Here is a 21,402-nt window from a genome sequence, read left to right as displayed (position 1 = left end):
TTATGGGCAATCACCATGACAGCATCGCCCTCGACTGGGTTCGGGGAGAGATACAGGACACGCTGACCCAGGGTCAGCATGCACTGGAAGCGTATGTCGAGAATCGTGACGACACCGCGCGCCTGCGCTTCTGCCTGAATTATCTCCATCAGGTACACGGCACGCTGCAAATGGTCGAGCTCTACGGTGCAGCTCTGCTCACCGAGGAAATGGAAAAGCTCACCCAGGCAGTGCTCAACGAAACCGTTGCCAATATCGACGAAGCCGTTGAAGTCCTGATGCAGGCCATCCTGCAACTGCCCCAGTACCTTGAGCATCTGGCCAGCAGCCAGGACGATTTTCCGATGGTGCTGTTGCCGCTGCTTAACGACTTGCGGGCCGCCCGTGGCGAATCTCTGCTGTCTGATACCTCGCTGTTCAAACCGGACCTGGCCCCGTCACGAATCACCGTGACCGGGAAGGTATCCCAGCGCCTGCAAGACCCAACGGTCCTGGGCCACATCCGAAAGCTGCGCCAGATGTATCAGTTTGCGCTGGCCGGCGTCATCCGGGAAGCGGATCTTGATGCCCATTTCGAATACATGCAGAAGGTGCTTCAACGACTGATCCGATTGTGTCAGAAAACCCCCCGGGGCGAGCTCTGGAAAGCGGCCAGTGCCTTTGTGGAAACACTGCAGGCACACGTTAATCCGGTGAATGCGGCGGTTAAATCCCTGCTCCGTGAGCTCGACAGTGAAATTCGCCGACTGACCGACGAGCACGCCGATATTCTTCAGCAGCCAGCGCCGGAAGCGCTGCTCAAACACCTGCTCTACTATGTCGCCCGGGCCCGGGATCTGGATTCTCCCCAGGTCAGTGCCCTGCGGGATGCCTACCAGCTGAACGAAGCGCTGCCCTCAGAAGACGATGTTGACGCCGCCCGAACCCGGGTATCCGGCCCAGGCCGTGATGCCATCCATTCGGTTGTCGGCGCGCTTAATGAAGAACTGGCCAAACTGAAGGACCAGCTGGACCTCTTTGTCCGGTCAGAGCTGCGCCAGAACGGCGAGCTTGAAGACTTGTTGCCGGGATTGCGCCAGGTGGCCAATACCCTGGCGGTGCTGGGGCTGGGTATACCGCGGAAAGTCGTAACCGAGCAGGTCGAACTGGTTGAAAAACTCAGCACTCAGACCGAACAGGTTGACGATGGCACCCTGATGGACATCGCCGGCGCGCTGCTTTACGTCGAAGCCAGTCTCGCGGGCCTGGATAGTGACGGTCAACAGGACTCGTCCGCAGACGAATCCTCAGATGCCCCGGTGAACCTTGGCTCCAGGGAGCTGGGCGAGGCCAGCGGCGCGCTGCTCCGTGAATCCCGAAATACCCTGGAACAGGTTAAATCCGCCATTGTGAATTTCATTGCTTCGCAATGGGATACCCGTGAAATCGAACACGTTCCAGGCTTGCTGCACAGCATTCGCGGCGGGCTCAGCCTGATCCCGCTGGATCGGGTTGCCGGTATGCTGGGCTCGGCTGAGCGCTACATTACCGATGTTCTGCTGGGCAGCAAACAGGTCCCGGACTGGAAGCAGCTGGACATCCTGGCCGATGCGGTCACCAGTATCGAGTATTACCTCGAGCGCCTTGCCGAGGGAATTGGCGAAAACGATTCGATTCTCAGGGTTGCGGAAGACAGCCTCGCGTCCCTTGGCTTCCCGGTCGGGGCCGAACCCACCTGGACAGAAACCGCCGCGGAAGACGTACCCGTTGTTGAGCCGGTTGAAGAGCAGCCGGAAACCGACGTCCCGGCTGCTCCCGAAGAAAGCAAGAGCTCGGATGCGGATCTTCTGGACGATGAGATTCTCGGCATATTCGTTGAGGAAGCCGAAGAGGTTCTCGAAACCATCCATGAGTTCTATCCCCGACTGCGCCAGAATCACGATGATCGTGAGGCTCTGACCGAGGTTCGTCGTGCTTTCCATACGCTCAAGGGCAGTGGACGATTGGTTGGCGCTACCAGTATTGGCGAGCTGGCATGGTCTGTTGAAAATCTGCTGAACCGCGTGATTGACCAGACCGTTCGACCCACCGACGACATGTTTACTCTGGTGGACGAGGTGAATGCCCGTATTCCCTCATTGATCCGTGAATTCAAGCAAGGCCAGACCGCCGGCGACGTGGAAGAGCTCATCAATCGGGCCGAAGCGATGGCAACGACCCGCCGAACAGACGATGAAGTCGTGGCGGAACCGGAAGTCCCCGAGGTAGAAGACACAACCGCCTTTGCGGGAGATGAAGAACAGGAAACACAAACCCCCGTCGAGGACGAAGACACCGCTGAAGCCGTCTCTGAAGCGTCTGATGAAGACGACCTGATCGACGATGAAATACTCGAGATCTTCGTTGAAGAAGCCGGTGAGGTGCTGGACACCATTCGCGAATACCTGCCGATGCTTCTGCGTCAGCACGATGACCGTAGCGCTCTGTCGGAAGTCCGCCGTGCCTTCCACACACTGAAAGGCAGTGGCCGGATGGTCGGTGCACTGGTTGTCGGGGAGCTGGCCTGGTCCGTTGAAAACATGCTGAACCGCGTCATAGACGGCAGCATTTTCATGAACGATGACATTGCCAGCCTGTTGGAGGACGTTACCACCAATCTGCCGGCCTTGGTCGAAGATTTTGAAAAACACCGGGCGCCGTCGGTCGACACCTCCAGCCTGGAAGCACGAGCCAATGCTCTGGCCAACGGCGAGATTCCCGATGCCAGCACGATGCCCGCCGCCGACTCGGATGGCTCAGAAGCCGTGGCTGAGAGCGACACGGGTGCAACCGACGCTGAAACCGGAGTCGCCGACGAAGATGCGGTCGATCCCGTGTTGCTGGATATTTTTGAGAGCGAAACCGAGACCCACCTTCAGACACTCAAGGACTTCCTCTCAGCGGCCGGAGATAAAACCTCGGTTACCTACACCGACGATCTGTCCCGGGCCCTGCACACACTCAAGGGCAGCGCACATACAGCCGGAATCGGCCCGATCGCTGCCGTAATCACACCACTTGAGCGATTCGTCAAGGAATCCCGGGCCCAGAACAAACGTGCCAACCGCGACGTGCTTTCACTGATCGACTCCGCCTGCGATTTCCTCACCCAGGGACTGGCCCAGATCCGTGAAAACCCCCAGGCCTCGCTGCCGGGCACCGAAGCCTTCCTCGAAAAGCTGGATCACCTGACGGATGAAACACTCCGCAGCCACAGTGAGGAGGCTCCGCGCCAGCATCCACAGCAGGCGCCGTCACAGTTGGTTCAACTGTTCCTGAACGAAGGGCTAGACATTGTTCTTGATGCCGACCGGATCCTTGATCACTGGGCGGGCAACCCCGGTGAAATGGAATCGTTGGACCCGCTACGTTCCGAACTGGAGCAACTGACCTCCGGCGCCTCCGAAGCCGGGCTCGGCGACGTTGCGGCGCTCTCGGGTGCACTGAAAGAAACCTATGACGAGGCCGCCAGGCACGACGAAGCGCCAGACGATACTTTCTTCGAGACCGTCCGGGCCGCTCACGAACAACTGATCAACATGATGGACCAGGTCGCAGCCGGGCTTGCCACTGAGTCCAGCGATGACATCGTCGCCGCCCTTGAGGGACTGAAACAGGCGTCGACCCCGGAGAATCAGGCACCAGATGCCTTCGAGCAGGAGTTCACCGGAGACCTCGAGGAAATCGATCTCAGCTTTGAGATGGACGAGACCGAAACGCCGGCAAGCGACGAGCCAGCAGCCGCAGAACAACCTCCGCTTCCGGAAACGTCCGAATCCGATGACGAAATGGATGAGGAACTGGCGGAAATCTTCCTGGAAGAAGCCCGCGACCTCGTAGATAGCAGTGCAGAAGCGCTGCAGAACTGGAGTGAGGATACCCGGAATCTGGATATCCTGCGCCTGCTCCAGCGGGATCTGCATACCCTCAAGGGTGGCGCACGACTGGCGGACATTCCGGCAGTGGGTGATCTCTCTCATGAACTGGAAAACCTTTTTGAAGGGCTGACCGAACAGCGGCTGTCAATCAACGATGAACTGTCCGACTTGTTGTTCCGCTGTCACGACCGTTTGGCGGGCATGGTCGAGAATCTGGAAGCCAAGGAGCCACCACGCCCGGCTCCGGATCTGATCGGTGAAATCCAGGCTTACATGGACAATGCGACCGGAACACGGCCAGTCACCAACGTTGCCAGCCAGGATGACGACTCCGAACCGGATACCAACGAAGAGGAACAGGCTCCGCTCCCGGACGTTGATGAACCGGTCGATTCCGATCTTGCCGCGACAGAAGCCGATCAAACCGCTGAGCCGGAAGATGGTGTTGCCGACCTCTCTCACCTGGATCCCGAACTGGTAGGTATCTTCCTGGAGGAAGCCTACGATTTGATCAACTCCACCGGCAGCGCCCTGCATACCTGGACAGAGGACCCTTCGGATCGGTCCGTTGCTGCGGAACTTCAGCGCGATGTCCACACGCTCAAGGGTGGCGCCCGAATGGCCGGCGTCGAGGCCATCGGCGACCTGACGCATGTGCTTGAAGACCTCTTCGAAAAGGTTGCGGAAGGTCAGCTGGAAGCCAGCGATTACATGAACGACCTGCTGTTTGCCTGCCATGACAGGTTGGCCCAGATGGTCGAGCAGGCAGCCACCCAGAAGCCCTGTCCGCCTGCCGATGAGCTGGTCGCTCGCGTTCAGTCTATCCTTCGGGGCGAGGCAATGCCCACTGATACCCGTGAGGAAGAGCCGGAACAACCGGCAGAGGCTGAACAAGAAGTGTCTGCGGCCGAGGAAGCTCCAGAGGTCTCCAGTTTCAACGAGACCCTGACGCAGGCCAGTGATGACGACTTGATCGGCATCTTCCTGGACGAAGGCCTGGAAATCTACGACGCCATTAACGAGTGTCTCAACCAGTGGCGAGACGAGCCGGAGGAACTGACCGGCCTGACCCAGCTGCAGCAGGAACTGCATACCCTCAAGGGCGGTGCGCGGCTCTCTGACGTTGATCCGATTGCCAACCTGGCAGAGGCCTGGTCGGACGCCCTTGATCCCCTGATCTCCGGGTCCAACAACCAGAAGACGATGCTCGGCCTCAGCGACCGTGCACTTGGCAGCCTGAAAGCCATGCTCAATAGCCTGGAAGAAGGCAACAAACCCTCACCGGATACCAGGCTCATTGAGGAGTTCCAGGCAGCCCATGAGGTTGCCTCCGAGGAAACCGCTGCCCCCCGTGAAGAATCCGAACAGGAAGCGATCGATCCGGAAGTACTGGAAATCTTCCTTGAGGAAGCCGGCGAGATCATGGATCAGCTTGAGCAGCTGCTCGACGATTGGCGCAAAGACCCGGCAAACCACAACTTCAACCAGGAAGCCCAGCGAGCATTACACACCCTCAAGGGCGGTGCCCGTCTGTCCCAGTTGACCCAGCTTGGCGACAAGGCCCACGCGTTTGAAACCCGGTTGATTGATCTGGGCGGCAATGCCCCGGATGAATCACAGTGGCAGGCCATTACCGAAGACCACGACGCCATCATTGCCCTGGTGGCCGATATTCGTAAAGGCTATGAGTCCGGCTCAGGCGTGCCGGAACCGGCAAAGGCCGAACAGCCAGCACAGGCTCCCGCTGCGCCGGAACCGAAGAAGCCCGAAGCGTCGGCACCGCCCGCCAAAGCGGAAAAACCGGTGGCCCCGGCGCCGAAATCAGGGAAATCCCCGGCCAAGGCCCGCAAACAGGCGGCCGACGCCCAGCGCGCAGCCCAGGAAACCATCCGGGTATCCGCGCCGCTGCTGGATGAACTGGTCAACCTCGCGGGCGAAACCAGTATTACCCGTGGTCGGCTGGAACAGCAAAGCAGCGACTTTGGCCATACTCTCGATGAAATGGCCGCCACGATCGAGCGTCTGCGAGAACAGCTGCGCCGGATGGAAATCGAAACCGAAGCACAGATCCTGTTCAGTGCCGAGAAGGAGCACGGTCCGGACTACGGCGACGACTTCGACCCACTGGAGATGGACCGTTACTCATCTATCCAGCAGCTTTCCCGGGCCCTGACAGAGTCCTCTTCGGACCTTGCGGACCTGCGTGAGACTCTGTCTGACCGGGTCCGGGACACGGAAACCCTGCTGGTACAGCAATCACGGATCAACACGGAACTCCAGGAAGGTCTCATGAAGACCCGGATGATTCCGTTCGCCTCGATGGTGCCCCGACTGCGCCGGATCGTGCGTCAGATCAGCGGCGAGCTAGGCAAGAAGGTGGACTTCGATGTCCGCAACGCCGAAGGCGAGATGGACCGGAACATCCTCGAGCGCATGATCGCGCCGCTGGAACACATGCTCCGGAACGCCCTCGACCACGGCATCGAGAACCCCGCAGACCGCAAAAAAGCCGGCAAGCCGGAAACAGGCGAGGTGACCCTGTCCCTGACCCGGGAAGGTGGCGACGTTGTTCTGCGCATGATTGACGATGGCGCCGGTATTCCATCGTCGGTCATTCGCGACAAGGCGATCCGTCAGGGCATGTTGCGGGAAGATGAAGACCTGTCCGAGCGAGAAGTCCTGCAGTTCATCCTGCAGCCAGGCTTCTCGACGGCCCAGGCGGTAACCCAGATTTCCGGCCGCGGCGTGGGCATGGACGTGGTTGCCAGCGAGATCAAGCAGCTCGGCGGCAGCCTGGATATCGATTCTGCAGTGGGCCGCGGGACTACCTTCACCGTGCGCCTGCCGTTCACGGTTTCCGTGAACCGTGCCCTGATGGTTTCTACCGGCGAGGACTTCTACGCGATCCCGCTGAACACCATCGAGGGTATTGTTCGGGTCAGTACCTACGAGCTCGAGGAATACTACAAGCCCGATGCCCCGCTGTACGAATACGCCGGCCAGGAATACCGGCTCCAGTACCTGGGCAGCCTGCTGAACAGTGACCATCATCCGAAGCTGCAGGGACAGGCTCTGCCGCTGCCGGTGATTCTGGTGCGCGGCGCCGAGCAGCCCATGGCCCTGCAGGTAGACAACCTGATGGGCAGCCGGGAGATTGTTGTTAAATCCCTCGGTCCGCAGTTCAGTACGGTCCGGGGTGTTTCCGGTGCCACCATTCTGGGTGACGGCAACGTGGTCGTCATTCTCGACCTGCCAGCGATGATCCGTTCCGACATCCTGTCCGAGCGTCAGCGCCTGGCCAATCTCGAGAAGGCTCGCGAATCGGCCCGTTACGAGGAACAGGCTACCGTAGTCATGGTAGTGGACGACTCGGTAACGGTGCGGAAAGTCACCTCACGACTACTGGAACGCAATGGCATGGAAGTCATCACCGCCAAAGACGGCCTGGATGCGGTCGCACAGCTTCAGGACCATAAACCGGACATTATCCTGCTGGATATCGAAATGCCGCGGATGGATGGGTTCGAGGTCGCCAGCTTCGTGCGCCACGATGACAACCTGCGGGAAATCCCGATTTGTATGATCACCTCCCGGACCGGCGAGAAACACCGCGAGCGGGCCCTGGCCATTGGTGTCAACGAGTACCTCGGCAAGCCGTTCCAGGAGACCGAGCTGCTTGAAACCATCGAGCGGCTGACCGGACGTCAGTGATGACCGGCCAGTCTGGCCGGCCACAGGTCGGGATCGTCTCGGATGTCGTCCTGCAGCGCCATCGGCTGCAGGCCGCGACTGCCAAGTTCGGTCTGGAGGTCCGTTTTTCCGGGGCCCCGGACCGGTTGCTTGGCTATCCGGAATTTCCGGATGCCAGCCTCTGGCTGGTTACCCTTGAGGATGAGGCCGATCACCCGCTACTGTTCGATCACCTGCTTGAAAACACTGAAGCACCGGTGCTGTTCGGACTGGACGAAGCACCCAAACCCGGAAGCACCGAGTATTTTCGCTGGGAAAGACGGCTGCTGGGCAAGCTCGAGCAGCAACTGGGGCATCTGGAGGAGCTGGATTCCGAGGCGACACTGGCACAGCTGGAGCAGGATACGCCGCCAGCAATACCTTCACCGGATCTGCCACACTGGATTCCACCAGCTGTTCCCGGATCGGTAGCCGAGGAAGTCTGGATTCTGGGTGCCTCTCTGGGTGGCCCGGCGGCGGTAAAAACGTTTCTGGATCACCTGCCTCCGAATCTGCCCGTGGGCTTTATCTATGCCCAGCACATTGATGGCAACTTCACCGAGGTTCTGACCCGGGTACTGGGCCGCCACGCCCACTACCAGCTCAAGCGGGCGGAAGAGGGTTATCAGGTTCAGAATGGTGATGTCGTGCTGATGCCGGTAGAGCACGAGTGGAAGCTGGGCGAACAGGGCGCCCTGACAGAGACCAGCAATGCCTGGCCGGGGCCTTACGGCCCTTCCATTGATCAGGTCCTGCTGAATGTCGCAGATCATTACGGCCAGCGCTGCCATGCTATTCTTTTTTCGGGCATGGGCAATGATGGCGCTATTGCGGCACCTTTGCTGAAAGCCTACGGTAGCAGAATCTGGGTTCAGGAAAGCACAAGCTGCGGTAACAGCTCTATGCCCGAATCCGTGGCCGCCACTGGGTGCGCTGGCTTTTGTGGCACCCCGGAGGAACTTGCCCGGGAACTGGTAAAAACCATTGAAGAATCCTGCCTTCTCAAGAGCCGGCAGAAACGAGACTCCGCCTGAGGTAACAAGCAATGAATGACAACAGCCAATCCCTCTCCTGCGTCATGATTCCCATGAGCGGACGGCAACTGTTGCTCCCAAACGTCTCGATTGCGGAAGTGGTGGACTACGCCAGCTCTGACGCGGGCGCCAACACACCGGAGTGGCTGGTTGGCTATCTGGACTGGCGTGGCCTTCAACTCCCCGTGATTTCCTACGATGCAGCGAACGGCGGTTCCCTCACCGTTCCGGGCGACAATCGTGGCCGCATTGTTGTGCTCAATACGATCGGAGACCACCACAAGGAAATTCCGTTTATGGCACTGGTTACCCAGGGTATTCCCAGCCAGGCCCGCCTGACCGAGGAACAGGTCAGGAAACTGGACGGCGAGCCAGGCCCGGCGGATCTCATGCTGGTTGAGGTAGAGGGCGAGAACGCCTGGATCCCGAACCTGGAATTTCTGGAATCCCTGGTTTTACAGTCTCGACACTGACCGTTTTTCGTTCCACTGCCGGGCATGGCAGACCTTCCTGGAAATGTTATAATGTTTCAAATTCTGCAGGATCTCCACCATGTCCGCCCGCGCCATTCCCTATCGGCCCCACAATCACGACGCCTGTGTCAGCCAGGCCCTGAGTGACGCAAGAGCCATTTGCCAGCGCCAGAATGCCCGCCTCACACCCATCCGGGAACGGGTACTGGAACTGATCTGGCAGTCCCATAAGCCTCTGGGTGCCTATGACGTGCTCGCGGAGCTGTCCTCAGATGGTCATAACGCAGCCCCGCCCACGGTTTACCGCGCCCTGGATTTCCTCCAACAGCATGGTCTGGTGCATCGCATTGCCTCACTCAACGCATTTATGGGCTGTACCCACGCGGGTGAAACCCACACCGGCATGTTTCTGATCTGTCGCGCCTGCGGCAATGTTCTCGAATTGACGGCACCATCAGTCTCGGAGGAAGTCCGCAAAGCGGCTTCCGAGGAAGGCTTCCAGGCGGAGAACACCACGCTTGAGATTGCCGGCCTTTGTCCCCGCTGCCAGGTGGAGCCAGACCATGACTGATGCGCTGGTCAGCCTCGAGAATCTCACTGTCCGGCTCGACGAACGGCCCGTGGTTGACCGGGTCAACCTGAAGATTCACCGCGGCGACATCATTACCATCATCGGCCCCAACGGGGCGGGCAAAACCACGCTGATCAAGGCATTGCTGGGCATCCAGAAGGTGTCCGCAGGCCGAGTGTCTGTGGAAAAAAACCTGGTGATTGGCTACGTTCCTCAGCATCTGACTCTTGAGGCCACGCTGCCCCTGAGCGTCAAGCGGTTCATGCTGCTCAGCGGCCGGGCGCTCAGCGAATGTGAGTCCGCTCTAGCCCGCACCGGCGTCGGCCACCTGCTGCACGCCTCGGTACATCATCTTTCCGGCGGCGAGAAACAGCGGCTGTTGTTGGCCCGGGCTCTGGCCCGCAAACCGGATCTTCTGGTACTCGATGAACCGGCCCAGGGGGTCGACATCAATGGCCAGGCATCGCTGTATGATCTGATCCGCCAGCTGCGAGACGACCTGAATTGCGGTGTCATCATGATCTCCCACGACCTGCACCTGGTCATGGCAGCAACCGACAAGGTTATCTGCCTGAACCAGCATGTGTGCTGCAGCGGTTACCCTGCAGACATCTCCCACGACCCGGCCTTCATAGAGACATTTGGCCGACCGGTGGCAGAGTCCCTCGCGGTCTATCACCATCACCATAACCACAGTCACGATCTGCACGGGGATGTGGTGGACGGCAATTCCCAAAATGCCTCATCCGGGCATGGCGGACACACGGAGTGCAGTCATGCCCATCATTGATGCCGTCCTGGACGATTTCTTCTGGCGCGCCCTGATTGGCGGCCTCGGCGTCGCCCTCGTGGCGGGACCACTGGGCTGTTTCGTGGTCTGGCGACGAATGGCCTATTTTGGCGATACCCTGGCGCACTCGGCTCTGCTGGGCATTGCCCTGAGCTTTCTGATCAGCGTGCCGCTGAACCTTGGTGTCATCATCACCTGCGTGATCCTGGCCATGGCGCTGGTGCTGCTATCCCGAACGAAGACCCTGGCAACGGATACCCTGCTTGGCATACTGGCTCACAGCGCGCTGGCCATCGGCCTGGTAACCCTGAGCTTTATGCCAGATGTCCGCGTGGACCTGACCGGCCTGCTGTTCGGGGACCTTCTTGCCATGAGCCGTGAAGACCTGCTGTGGATCTATGGCGGCGCGGCACTGATTCTGGTCCTTCTGGCGGTGCTCTGGCGCGGATTGCTGATGAGCACGATCCACGAAGAACTCGCCCGGGTGGAGGGTGTTGCCGTGGAGCGTCTCCGCCTGGTTCTCATGCTGATGTTTTCACTGGTCATAGCGGTGGCCATGAAAATCGTCGGCGTGCTGCTTATTACCGCATTGCTTATCATTCCTGCGGCGACCGCCAGACGACTGGCCCACAACCCGGAAATCATGGTCGCCATGGCGGTGGCGTTCGGGTTTGTTGCGGTAAGCGGCGGTCTGAGTCTGTCCTGGCACCTGGACACGCCCGCCGGCCCGTCCGTTGTCGTGACGGCTTTCGCCGTATTTCTCCTGGTATACGGCACAGCCGGCAAGGTCCGGACCTGAGCATTTCCCTCTCTTCCAGAGCTGGACTAAAGTAAAGGAGTACAAGTGGTCTGAACTCAAGGTGCAGACCGAGACGCAAAGGACGCCCGGCATGGAAAGCTCAGCTCCAGCCCGGTTCCGCAGACCGGTACTCTGGCCAGGGCTCTGGATCCCCCTGCTAATGGTCACAGCCGGGTTGGTGGTAACCGGAATCACCGCAAATATCGAAGGACGGCGGGCCATGGCCCTCGCTGAAGCGCGCTACTATGCCCAGCATCAGGCTCTGGTCAATCACTTGCTGGCCAACGTCCCGGATCAGCCGGGGCTGATCGACAGCCGCCAGCCCGTCTCGGACTGGCTCCAGACGTTGTTTAGCGACACCCTGCCTGATTCCCTCGGCCTGCGCATTGATACCCTCGAACGACACACCAAGATGCCACTGCTGGAGATACGCACCAACGGTTCGGTGGACCCGACCCGGGCATTGCGTACTGAAGTTTCGCCCCTGGATCAGAACTGGATACTGACCACCGTGCCCTCACCCGGAGGGCTGGAAGAGGTCGCCCGTGCGGCCGCGCAAACTGTCTGGATAGCCGGTTTCGCCCTGTCCGTCTTCGCTGCCTCTCTTGCCCTGCTCCTGAACCGTCGGCTTCATTTGCAGACGCTCCATATTTGTGGCCTGGAACAGAGGGAAATCGGGGCTGACCATCAGATCGCCAACTTTCAGGTCGAGAAGTCGATACTGCGTCGGGCGCTGAATGACAGCGAACAGCGAAGCCGCGATCTGGTGGCACTGTCCGGAGCCGTGATCTGGGAGTTGGACGAAAATGGCAGGATCGGTTTTGTGTCACCCCAAATCGCCGAACTTCTGGATCGAGCGCCCGCCGACCTGGCGGGGCAGTCGCTGGAGGAGCTGGTTGCACCCGACTTTCAGGCCAATTACCGACGGGCCCTGGCGGCCGCTCGCAGTGACAGCTCGATTGAGCGGATCGATCTTCCGCTGCTCTACCGGGATCAGGAAAACGAGGTTCCCGTGGTGCTCAGGGTCCGGGCTCTGAAGGACCCGGTCCACGGCCTTTCAGGCTTCAGGATAAGCACACTGCAACGCTTGGCGGTCTAGTCGAGGGTCTTGTGGGTGCCATCGCAAAGGGGAGCATTGCCCGTTTGTTTGCATCCGCAGAACCAGACCCACTCTTTCTTTTCCGCCTCATACTTAACCGGGGCTATACCGGTTCCCTTATGGGAGCCGTCACAGAATGGCTGGCTGCCACTTCGACCACAGGCACACCAGAAGTAATTCTTTCCTGCCTCCACCATGACAGAGAAAGGCGTCTTGCTGGCGACTACCGGTTTTTCATCGGACATAATCTGTTCCCCAAGTCATGACTGTACCGAACCAGTATAGACACTCTTGAAGAAACTCTGCGCTCAGAGAGGCCTGACGATATCGGGCAGGCGCCCGGTTTCGATGACTTCCATAAACTCATCACCCAGGCGGTCACTCTCGGCAATGGCCGATCGCCAGACACGTTCCCGGCCAGCATCATCGCCGACATAGCGCTCGAAGTCCTTCCGATCCGGGAGTTTACGGTCAGGCAGGGACTCCAGATAGGTTTTCGAAGGTGCAACCAGCAGTACATCCTGCAACCGGGTGGCGTCACCCCTCCTCCAGGGCAGGGATTTGTCGAACCAGCCGGGCACCACCTTATCGGTAAAGTGCGGGTAAAGAACCACACCCGGCTGTTGGTAGGGCAGATCCAGATGATAATCCAGAAGACCACCATCACGATAAACCCCTTCGGGTGCGTCGGGAATATTGCGGACACCGGACATCACCAGCGGGATAGACGCAGACGCCAGAAGGGCAGGCAGCAGGTTCTCGCGGGTCAACGCAACCTCATGACTGGGGAAATCCACCAGCTTCGACACAGGCGCTTTCAGACGAGCGTCGTGGATGATGCCCCGCTCCATAAACCGGCCCAGATGCCGGCGACTGACCATGTTGGCGCTGATGGCGCTCATCAGGCCCAGGCCCAACCGTCCCCGGGCATCCTCTGCCAGCATGCCGAGGCTGCGAACGACCACAATGTTAAGCCGGTACCAGGGGTGGTTCAGGATGGCATCTTCCCGCCCACCGAGCAGCTCTTCCAGAAACAGCACACTCTTACGGCTCACCTCAGCAGCACTGACACCCTTGGCAAACCGCTGGGTGGTATACAGTTCAGCCAACCGGTCGAGCTGGGCTTTCGGGTCATCGGAAGAGGCCACAGCGGCAAAGCGCCAGCTACCAATGGAAGAGCCGATCAGCGACCGCTCCTGGGGAACCCGCGGCAGCCAGTCGCCGAATATGGCCTTATCCAGGCCGCTTATTCCCAGAGCCTTGGGACCACCGGCAGCGCCCGGAATCACGTGCACGTCCTCCGGCGCCAGCGGTTTTTCCTTGAGGCGCTGCAACGCGCGCCGGCCGGCCCGGATGATCAAAGCCGGTTCTCGGGTGTGAATAGCAGTCATAGGGTGGTCCCTGGGCATGTCCCTGAATTAATCTCGCGAAGTTTAGCGAAGTGGACAAGGCCCGGCCAACTGAACAAAACTAATGAGGGCCATAAATGATGCCGTCTACTTCATTAAATGAACGGCCATGCTAGACTTCGAGACTGACCCGCAAGAGGACGCGGGCGGATTCGACTCAGACAGCGGGAGTATGCTGTGAATTTCTCGGTAGCACCCTCTACCCTTGCAACCAACCCGACCCTCGCGGTGCTGGGTTTCAAACGCCAGCTGGTCTACCATCTGCATTTCTGGGCGTTCGTAGCGGTAGCGCCTCTGATCGTAATCCAGTGGCAGCAAGCTCATTTCCTGCTCTCTGCGATACTGCTGCTTTTCGCAACCAACGCGCTTCTGGTGATCGCGTTTCTGAAGTTTCGTGGCACCTATTTCCTTAAAGGCCGCCTTTTCCCGCTACTTGCCGTTGTCAGTGCCGCCTACTCCACGCATATCAATGGCCACGCCGGTCTCTACTGGGCGTACCCTGCTGCCATGGCCCTGTTTTTCCTGCTGCCCCTGAGAGAAGCAATCGGAAGCAACATCATTTTCGTGGTTGTCATGGCTGTCGTCTCCTTCCTGCGCTTTCCCGAGGCCGACTTCTGGCGGATCACCTTTTCGCTTGGCCTGACCTGCCTGTTTGCCATGATCTTCGCCTGGCTGGTGGGCCGGCTTCAGCAGGAGCTCACCCGGCTGGCAACCACAGATCCCCTGACCGGCTGTCTTAATCGGTCGCAGCTGGCCGATATTCTCAACAGCCAGATCCAGATGCGGGAGCGTTATGAGCGGGTTTCCAGCCTCGTCCTTCTGGACCTTGACTACTTCAAGACCATCAACGATCAGTGGGGCCATCTGGCCGGCGACAAGGTGCTTACAGAAATGGCACTGCGCCTGCGATCCCGATTGCGGGAAAGCGACCAGCTGTTCCGGATCGGTGGCGAGGAGTTCATGATTGTTTTGCCGGAAACCCGTCAGAAGGATGCAGACATTCTTGCGAATCAGCTTCTCACCAGCATCAGTGCCCGGCCCTTCCTTGAGAATATCAAGGTGACGGCCAGCGCCAGTGTCGCGGAAGTCAGCAAGGGCGAGACCTGGTCCGTCTGGCTGAACCGGGCAGACCAGGCGCTGTACGAAGCGAAATCCCGGGGTCGCAACCAGGTGGTCAATGCTGCCCGGCCGCTACCGGTTGTAGGCCGGGGTGCCGAAGACATGCCAGATTCCGCATCGGGCTAACGCACGCAACGAACCCGCGGCGTCTACCGATCGCATCGCTTGCGAAACTCTCGATAGGCGCTGAAGACGTCCCAGGGGCACTCAAATTGCGGGTAGTGCCCGATGTTCCTCAGAGTGACTACATCGCCATCGGGTATCAGTTCCCGGTACCGCCTTACCATACCGGCACCAGAGACCGGATCAGCGGTGCCGGAAATCAATCGCATCGGCTGCGTTGCCTTCTGCAGCGCGCCAACCCAACGGTTGCGATGACAACGGCGCTCTTCCATAAACTGAATCAGATGGTGCAGGATGCCTCGCCCATTGTTGTAGGTCAGCAGATACCAGAAGTCCTCCATATCCTGACGATCCGGGGGATTCTGGTTACCGAACAACCGGCGGAAGTTGCGCTCGAAACTGCGTCGGGTAAGGCCTCGGCTGATCAGACCGCCAAAGGGGCTTCTCAGCAGCTTCTGAATCAGCAACGGGTTGTGGACTTCCGGGAACAGGGCACCATTGAGAAAGCAGACACTGGCAATCCGGAAAGGCAGCGCGCCTTCCTGCTCCCGGGCCAGAAGTTCCTGGGCCACACTGCACCCATAATCGTGGACCAACAGGTGCACAGACGGCAGGCCAAGCCCCTCAATCCAGCCCTGGAACAGGTCGGCCTGGTCTTCGATGCTGTAATCGTAGTCGGAAGGCTTGTCGGAAAAGCCGAAGCCCAGCATGTCCAGAGTCAGCACGTTATGCTGCTGAACCAGCATCGGCCAGAGGCGATTCCAGTCCCAGCTCGCGGTGGGAAAACCATGAATCAGGATCAGCGGTTCTCCCGAGCCTGCCATCCGGCTGAAAATGGCATGCCCCTCGAAGCTGAACCACTTACCTCCCTGTTGCCACCCTTCAAGGGTGCCTTCCGCGCGCTCCGCGGCGGAAACCCCACCGACAGTAGGCATCACATCTTCCATGTATTGTCCCCGGCGAACATTCACAGCCTGAAACTTTAGAACAAACCAGCCCCCACTGCCATAGCCCTACCGCCCAAACCACAGGGCGTGACAGCCAAAGTGGTCTTTTCCGACAATGCCTCCGTAAACGTAGAGATGGCGGGCAAATTGCCTTAAGCTTTGGGCCTCGTAAGACACTGCTAACCGGAAAAGACTATGAGCAAACTCCTTGACGACCTCTCCGGGCACTTTCGTGCCATTATCGATGGCCTGGGCGAAGACCCGGACCGCGAGGGTCTGCAAGACACTCCAATGCGCGCGGCCAAGGCCATGCAGTTCCTCACATGCGGGTACCAGCAGGATCTTGGCGACCTGGTGAACAATGCCGTATTCGAATCAGCCATGGACGAAATGGTGGTCGTACAGGACATCGAGCTTTATAGCATGTGCGAGCACCACATGTTGCCGTTCATCGGCAAGTGCCACATCGCCTACCTACCCCAGGGCAAAGTGTTGGGTCTGTCAAAATTCGCCCGCATCGTCGACATGTATGCCCGGCGTCTGCAGATCCAGGAAAACCTGACCCGACAGATTGCCGAAGCGGTCGAAAGCGTCACCGGAGCGAAGGGCGTGGCCGTCGTTATCGAGGCCCAGCACATGTGCATGATGATGAGAGGCGTGGAGAAACAGAATTCCCGCATGAAGACGTCGATGATGCTCGGGCAGTTCCGAAAATCCCAGGCAACTCGAACCGAGTTTCTGACCCTGATCAGCAACAATCGCTGAAGCACCTTACCCTAGGGAGGCCGCATGACAGACGTCCACGGGAATCACCTCGCAAAAGTCCGCATCAAAGATCTTCTCCTGAGAGCCTACATCGGCATAAAGGAGGAGGAAATCAACAATCAGCAGGACGTGTTGATCAACGTCAGCCTGACCTATGATGCGGCCGAGGCGGTCAACCAGAATGAAATCGCGGCCGCCCTGAATTATCGCACCATCACCAAGCAGATCATTCACCATGTGGATGGCAACCGGTTTGCACTGCTCGAACGCCTGACCCACGAGGTCCTGACCATCGTGATGGAGCATGAGGCAGTGCAGTGGGCCGAAGTGGAAATCGACAAGCCACACGCGCTACGCTATGCGGAATCCGTGTCTGTCTGTCTTCAGGCACACCGTTAATTCAGCGAGGTTTCCCAGCACCATGCCCAGCAATACCCCGGACCAGATGCGTGACATCCTGACCACGGTCAGGACCATTGCCCTTGTTGGCGCCAGTGAGAAGACCAGCCGGCCTTCCCACGAGGTCATGGAATACCTTCAGGCCCACGGCTACCGAATCCTCCCGGTGAATCCTCGTCTGGCAGGCCAGACGGTGCTTGGCGAAACCGTTTACGCCGATCTGAATAGCCTGCCGGAACCGGTGGACATGGTTGATCTGTTCCTGGCTCCAGAGCGCACCGATGCGATCATTGACCAGGCCATCGATTTCAATATCCCGGTTGTATGGTTGCAGATAGGTGTTATCAATGAGGAGGGTGCTGCCCGGGCTGAGGCTGCAGGGCTTACGGTGGTGATGGACCATTGTCCGAAACAGGAAATACCCCGCCTTGGCATCCCCAGGGTTTCGCAGCGCCCCTGAAACCTGACCTGAATCAGGAACTGCGTCACACTTTCGGCACTCTTCTGTAACCGGTCTGTCAGGTCTGACATAATCACCGGATATAAACAGAAGACTGGTAGAGCCATGTGGTTCCGACGTAAATCCAGCAAACAGCACCGACAATCAGTATCGGCGCCGACGGCGTTCGCTACCCATTCTGAAATCCCGGTTTCGACCCTCCAGCGTGTGAGGCTCCCGGTGGACCTGCTCCAGCCCGGCATGCGCATTGTCAGTCTGGACAGGCCCTGGACCCAGGTGCCAGTTCTGTTTCAGGGTTTCACCCTGAGTGATGACAGCCAGGCGCAGATTCTGCGGCAGTACTGTGAGTGGGTGCTGGTAGAGGATGAGGAAAAGCGCCTGATTCCCGTGCTTGATCAGATTTCCGCACTCAAGCGGCGAACCACCGAACCACTGCCGGAAACCCGTTCACTCCAGCAGGAACTGCCTCGGGCGCAGGCAACCTGGAGCCGGACCCAGGCCTTTGTGGAAGAAGTCACCCGACAAATCGAAGCCGGCAACGACCTCAATCTCCAGAGCGCTCGCCCCATCATTCGGGAATGCGTCGACAGCGTGAAGGCCAACGCCAGCGCCATGTTCTGGATGAGCCGGATAAAGTCCCGGGATGCCTACACCGCAGAGCATTGTCTCAGGGTGGCTATTTTCTGCGTCGCCTTTGCCCGGTTTTTGGGAATGCCGGACGAGGATCTGGAAACCGTTGGCATGTGTGGACTACTGCACGACCTCGGAAAACTCAAGGTGCCAGACGAGATCCTCAATAAGCCGGGTGCTTTGACGCCTGAAGAACACAGCATCATGCGTCGGCACACAACGCTGGGTTACGAATTGCTTCGTGCCGATCCCCACCTTGATCCGATCATCAGTGATGTCTCCTGTCACCACCACGAACGCATGGATGGCCGCGGCTACCCGAAACAACTGGCAGAGTGGCAGATCAGCCGGTTTGCCCGCCTGGTTTCCATCGTTGACGCCTTCGATGCCATCACCAGCGACCGAAGCTACCGTGACGGACTTCCGGCTTCCGATGCTATCCGCATCCTCTTCAGGAACCGCGGCCAGCAATTCGACGCCACCATGGTGGAAGCATTCATACGAATGGTTGGTGTGTATCCACCCGGCAGTCTGGTAGAACTGTCCACAGGCGAGGTGGCAATTGTGTTGGCGACTCACCCGGGGCGAAAGCTCAAACCCAGGGTGGAGATTTTGCTGGATCGCGATAAGCGGGCAGTAGCACCTCGGGTAGTGGATCTTGGATCGACTGGTTCAGAACCTGGTCAAGGTACGCCGGGTATTGCCCAGCCACTGCCCGATGGCGCCTTCGGAGCCTCGCTTCGGGACCGAATCAAGCAACTGATGGCGGTAGCGGATAAAAATGCCTCATAATTGCGCGGGCGGTGCCAACTGCCTGGCACCACCATTCCCAATCACGGAGTAACCTGTGGATCGACCAGCATCACCCCCTAAAGCTGTTGTTTCGGGCCTTTTGAGCCCGGCGTTTCCGGTGGTGATCTTCCTGGTTTTCCTGGGCCTGGCGGCCGGCCTGCGCTACGGACTGGTCCAACAGGATAAAAGTCAGATAGAAACGAACCTGGCCAACGAAGCCCGGGCTATGACCAACCACCTTGAGCGGGAATTCCTGGTCCACGCCGAGGCGATCCGGCGCATGGCCAAACGCCTGGAGGCAGCCCCTACCCAAACCGAGCAAGAGTGGCGACGGGATGCCCGCAATTATCTCGACGACTTCGGCGTTTACCAGGCCATCGAATGGATTGACCAGAACTTTATTATCCGCTGGCTCGAGCCATTTACAGACAACGAGGAGGTCATCGGCTTCAACGTCGCTTTCAATGAGGAGCGCCGGCAGGCACTTCAACAGGCCAAGGAATCCGGCACCTGGGATCTCTCGGGGATCATTGAACTTCATCAGGGCGGCAAGGGCATGGTGATCTATGCGCCAGTGGGTGCTGGCCCTGAGAACAATGGCTTTATGGCCGGCGTGTTCAGAATGGAAGTACTGGCCCGCCAACTGCTCACTGAACGGGTTCTGGAGTCTTTTCGGATTGAAATCCGCGAGGCCGGCGAATTGAGCTATGAACTGAACGTATCACAGTCAGTTAGTCGCGACTTCTCCCATACCCAGACCGTTAATCTGCCGACACTCGCTTGGACGTTAACCCTGCGCCCATCCACTGAGTGGGTGGAGAACCAGTCTAGCTACTGGCCGGGCATGACGTTCACAACCTTTTTGCTGATGGGCCTGCTGACCAGTCTGACCACGCTGCTTGTGCAGCTCATCTTGAAACGCAATCGCGCCCTGCTGAAGACCCGCCGGGAACTGGATCAGGAAATTGCACAGCGAACCGCCATTCAGAAAGACCTGGCACGACTGGAATCCACCGACACCCTCACTGGTCTGGCAAACCGTCGGTTCTTCATGGAAGATTTGTCCCACACCCTGAATATTGCCGATCGCCAGATGCGCCAGGTGGCGCTGGTCATGCTGGATCTGGACCGCTTCCAGACCCTCAACGACTCCCTCGGCCACCAGTTCGGGGATGAACTGCTGATCAAGGTTTCCGAGCGACTGAACCGTTTGAGCAACGAACGCCTGCTGGTTGCCTACTCCGGCGGCGATGAGTTCATGTTCTGTCAGCAACAAGTAGACGACATTGACGACATTATTCACTTGCTAGGCCAGATCAAACAGTGCTTTGACCAGCCCTTCGATGTTCAGGGGCAATCCCACAGCATTACCGCCACCATGGGCGTGGCGGTTTACCCGCAGAGCGGCCTGGACGCCGATACGCTGCTACGCAATGCGGACATTGCCCTCTACCGGGCCAAGGAACAGGGCAGGAATACCTACCAGTTCTACACCGAAGGCATGCAGGAACGGGAAGTCATGCGTCTGGAGCTGGACAAGGACCTGAGTCAGGCCCTCGCCAACAACGAGTTCGTGCTCTTCTACCAGCCCCAGTTGAATCTGGACACCGGTGAAATTCAGAGTGTTGAGGCGCTGATTCGCTGGCGCCATCCCCGCCGTGGACTGCTGCCGCCGGTGGAATTCATCCCTCTGGCAGAAGAGAGCGGCCGGATTACTGATATTGGTCGCTGGGTGGTAATGGCGGCCTGTCGGCAGCTGGCGGCTTGGCAAGGCACGCCCCAGGAAGGCCTGCGCATCGCGGTTAACCTCTCCGGTCGGGAGCTGGACGACGAAGACCTCGTCGACCACATCCGGGAAGCCCTCGCGGCGGAGAATGTACCCGCAAATCGTCTGGAGGTTGAACTCACCGAGGAGATCTTCATCCAGAATATCGAACACAACCTGAATCAGCTTTCCCGCCTGCACCAGTTGGGTATTCACCTGGCCATTGATGACTTCGGGGTGGGCTACTCCTCTCTCGGTTACCTGCGGGATTTCCCGGTCGATCTGCTGAAAATCGATCGCTCGTTTATCACCGAAGTCACCGAACGCCATGACGATGCGGTGATCACTCGGGCGGTGATCAATCTGGCTCACAACCTGGGTATTGAGGTAGTTGCAGAGGGTGTGGAAACCGAGGAGCAACTGAGTTTCCTGAAGAATCACCGCTGTAACTTTGCCCAGGGTTATCTGATCAGTCGACCGATTCCGGTCTCAGATCTTGAACAGGCACTTGCCTCCGGCGTTCTGGTAGCGGGCATTACCGCCGATTCCGGATTGTAATTGCCGCGACCCATCCCCAAGATAGAATCAAATTCTCCAGGTGA

General features: G+C 58.9%; 16 protein-coding genes. 13 read left to right on the top strand and 3 right to left on the bottom strand.

Features of this window, described 5'->3' with window-relative positions:
- Positions 1–2 precede the first annotated feature (2 nt).
- From FMN52_RS10415 to FMN52_RS10385, 7 genes are all read left to right on the top strand, one after another.
- Complete coding sequence (locus FMN52_RS10415) at positions 3–7,607, top strand: Hpt domain-containing protein (RefSeq protein WP_148608565.1); 7,605 nt, start codon at positions 3–5, stop codon at positions 7,605–7,607.
- Entirely contained in the window at positions 7,607–8,659 is a 1,053-nt protein-coding gene (locus FMN52_RS10410) for a chemotaxis protein CheB (RefSeq protein ID WP_148608564.1), read from the top strand. The genes FMN52_RS10415 and FMN52_RS10410 overlap by 1 nt, the downstream gene beginning before the upstream one ends.
- Positions 8,660–8,670: 11 nt before the next feature.
- Positions 8,671–9,132, top strand: a complete 462-nt coding sequence (locus FMN52_RS10405) for a chemotaxis protein CheW (protein WP_148608563.1) — start codon at positions 8,671–8,673, stop codon at positions 9,130–9,132.
- Positions 9,133–9,211: 79 nt separating this feature from the next.
- Positions 9,212–9,703 (top strand): Fur family transcriptional regulator, encoded by a 492-nt coding sequence (locus FMN52_RS10400; RefSeq protein ID WP_148608562.1) that lies wholly within the window; start codon positions 9,212–9,214, stop codon positions 9,701–9,703.
- Complete coding sequence (gene znuC / locus FMN52_RS10395; protein WP_148608561.1) at positions 9,696–10,493, top strand: zinc ABC transporter ATP-binding protein ZnuC; 798 nt, start codon at positions 9,696–9,698, stop codon at positions 10,491–10,493. Before FMN52_RS10400 ends, znuC begins: the two co-directional genes overlap by 8 nt.
- Entirely contained in the window at positions 10,480–11,292 is an 813-nt protein-coding gene (gene znuB / locus FMN52_RS10390; protein ID WP_148608560.1) for a zinc ABC transporter permease subunit ZnuB, read from the top strand. The genes znuC and znuB overlap by 14 nt, the downstream gene beginning before the upstream one ends.
- Positions 11,293–11,383: 91 nt before the next feature.
- A complete protein-coding gene (locus FMN52_RS10385) occupies positions 11,384–12,391 on the top strand; it encodes a PAS domain-containing protein (protein WP_148608559.1) in 1,008 nt (335 codons plus the stop codon).
- On the opposite strand, the gene FMN52_RS10380 is transcribed toward FMN52_RS10385, so the two are convergent.
- On the bottom strand, positions 12,388–12,636 hold the full coding sequence (locus FMN52_RS10380; RefSeq protein ID WP_148608558.1) for a CDGSH iron-sulfur domain-containing protein: 249 nt from the start codon (positions 12,634–12,636) through the stop codon (positions 12,388–12,390). The two genes, FMN52_RS10385 and FMN52_RS10380, sit on opposite strands and share 4 nt — an antisense overlap.
- A gap of 63 nt (positions 12,637–12,699) precedes the next feature.
- A complete protein-coding gene (locus FMN52_RS10375; protein ID WP_148608557.1) occupies positions 12,700–13,782 on the bottom strand; it encodes a patatin-like phospholipase family protein in 1,083 nt (360 codons plus the stop codon).
- Between the two features lie 195 nt (positions 13,783–13,977).
- Here FMN52_RS10375 and FMN52_RS10370 point away from each other — a divergent pair, with 195 nt between their 5' ends.
- A complete protein-coding gene (locus tag FMN52_RS10370) occupies positions 13,978–15,045 on the top strand; it encodes a GGDEF domain-containing protein (protein ID WP_148608556.1) in 1,068 nt (355 codons plus the stop codon).
- A gap of 23 nt (positions 15,046–15,068) precedes the next feature.
- Here FMN52_RS10370 and FMN52_RS10365 read toward each other — a convergent pair whose 3' ends face one another.
- A complete protein-coding gene (locus FMN52_RS10365; RefSeq protein WP_148608555.1) occupies positions 15,069–15,989 on the bottom strand; it encodes an alpha/beta hydrolase in 921 nt (306 codons plus the stop codon).
- Between the two features lie 195 nt (positions 15,990–16,184).
- On the opposite strand from FMN52_RS10365, the gene folE reads away from it, so the two are divergent.
- The 5 genes from folE (at position 16,185) to FMN52_RS10340 (ending at position 21,358) form a co-directional block, all read left to right on the top strand.
- The gene (gene folE / locus FMN52_RS10360) at positions 16,185–16,754 is read left to right on the top strand and encodes a GTP cyclohydrolase I FolE (RefSeq protein ID WP_148608554.1); all 570 of its coding nucleotides are present in this window, start codon (positions 16,185–16,187) and stop codon (positions 16,752–16,754) included.
- 24 nt (positions 16,755–16,778) lie between these two features.
- Positions 16,779–17,153 (top strand): dihydroneopterin triphosphate 2'-epimerase, encoded by a 375-nt coding sequence (gene folX, locus FMN52_RS10355; RefSeq protein WP_148608553.1) that lies wholly within the window; start codon positions 16,779–16,781, stop codon positions 17,151–17,153.
- A 22-nt stretch (positions 17,154–17,175) separates the two neighbouring features.
- The gene (locus FMN52_RS10350; protein WP_148608552.1) at positions 17,176–17,613 is read left to right on the top strand and encodes a CoA-binding protein; all 438 of its coding nucleotides are present in this window, start codon (positions 17,176–17,178) and stop codon (positions 17,611–17,613) included.
- A 105-nt stretch (positions 17,614–17,718) separates the two neighbouring features.
- Positions 17,719–19,035, top strand: coding sequence for an HD-GYP domain-containing protein (locus FMN52_RS10345; RefSeq protein ID WP_148608551.1), 1,317 nt, complete (start codon positions 17,719–17,721; stop codon positions 19,033–19,035).
- A 55-nt stretch (positions 19,036–19,090) separates the two neighbouring features.
- A complete protein-coding gene (locus tag FMN52_RS10340; protein ID WP_148608550.1) occupies positions 19,091–21,358 on the top strand; it encodes an EAL domain-containing protein in 2,268 nt (755 codons plus the stop codon).
- The last annotated feature ends 44 nt before the right edge of the window (positions 21,359–21,402 follow it).

This window comes from Marinobacter sp. BW6 (assembly GCF_008107725.1).
In the GTDB taxonomy this organism is placed as follows: Bacteria; Pseudomonadota; Gammaproteobacteria; order Pseudomonadales; family Oleiphilaceae; genus Marinobacter.
Note: the sequence above shows the minus strand (reverse complement) of the source record. Positions and strands in the feature narration are given on the sequence as shown.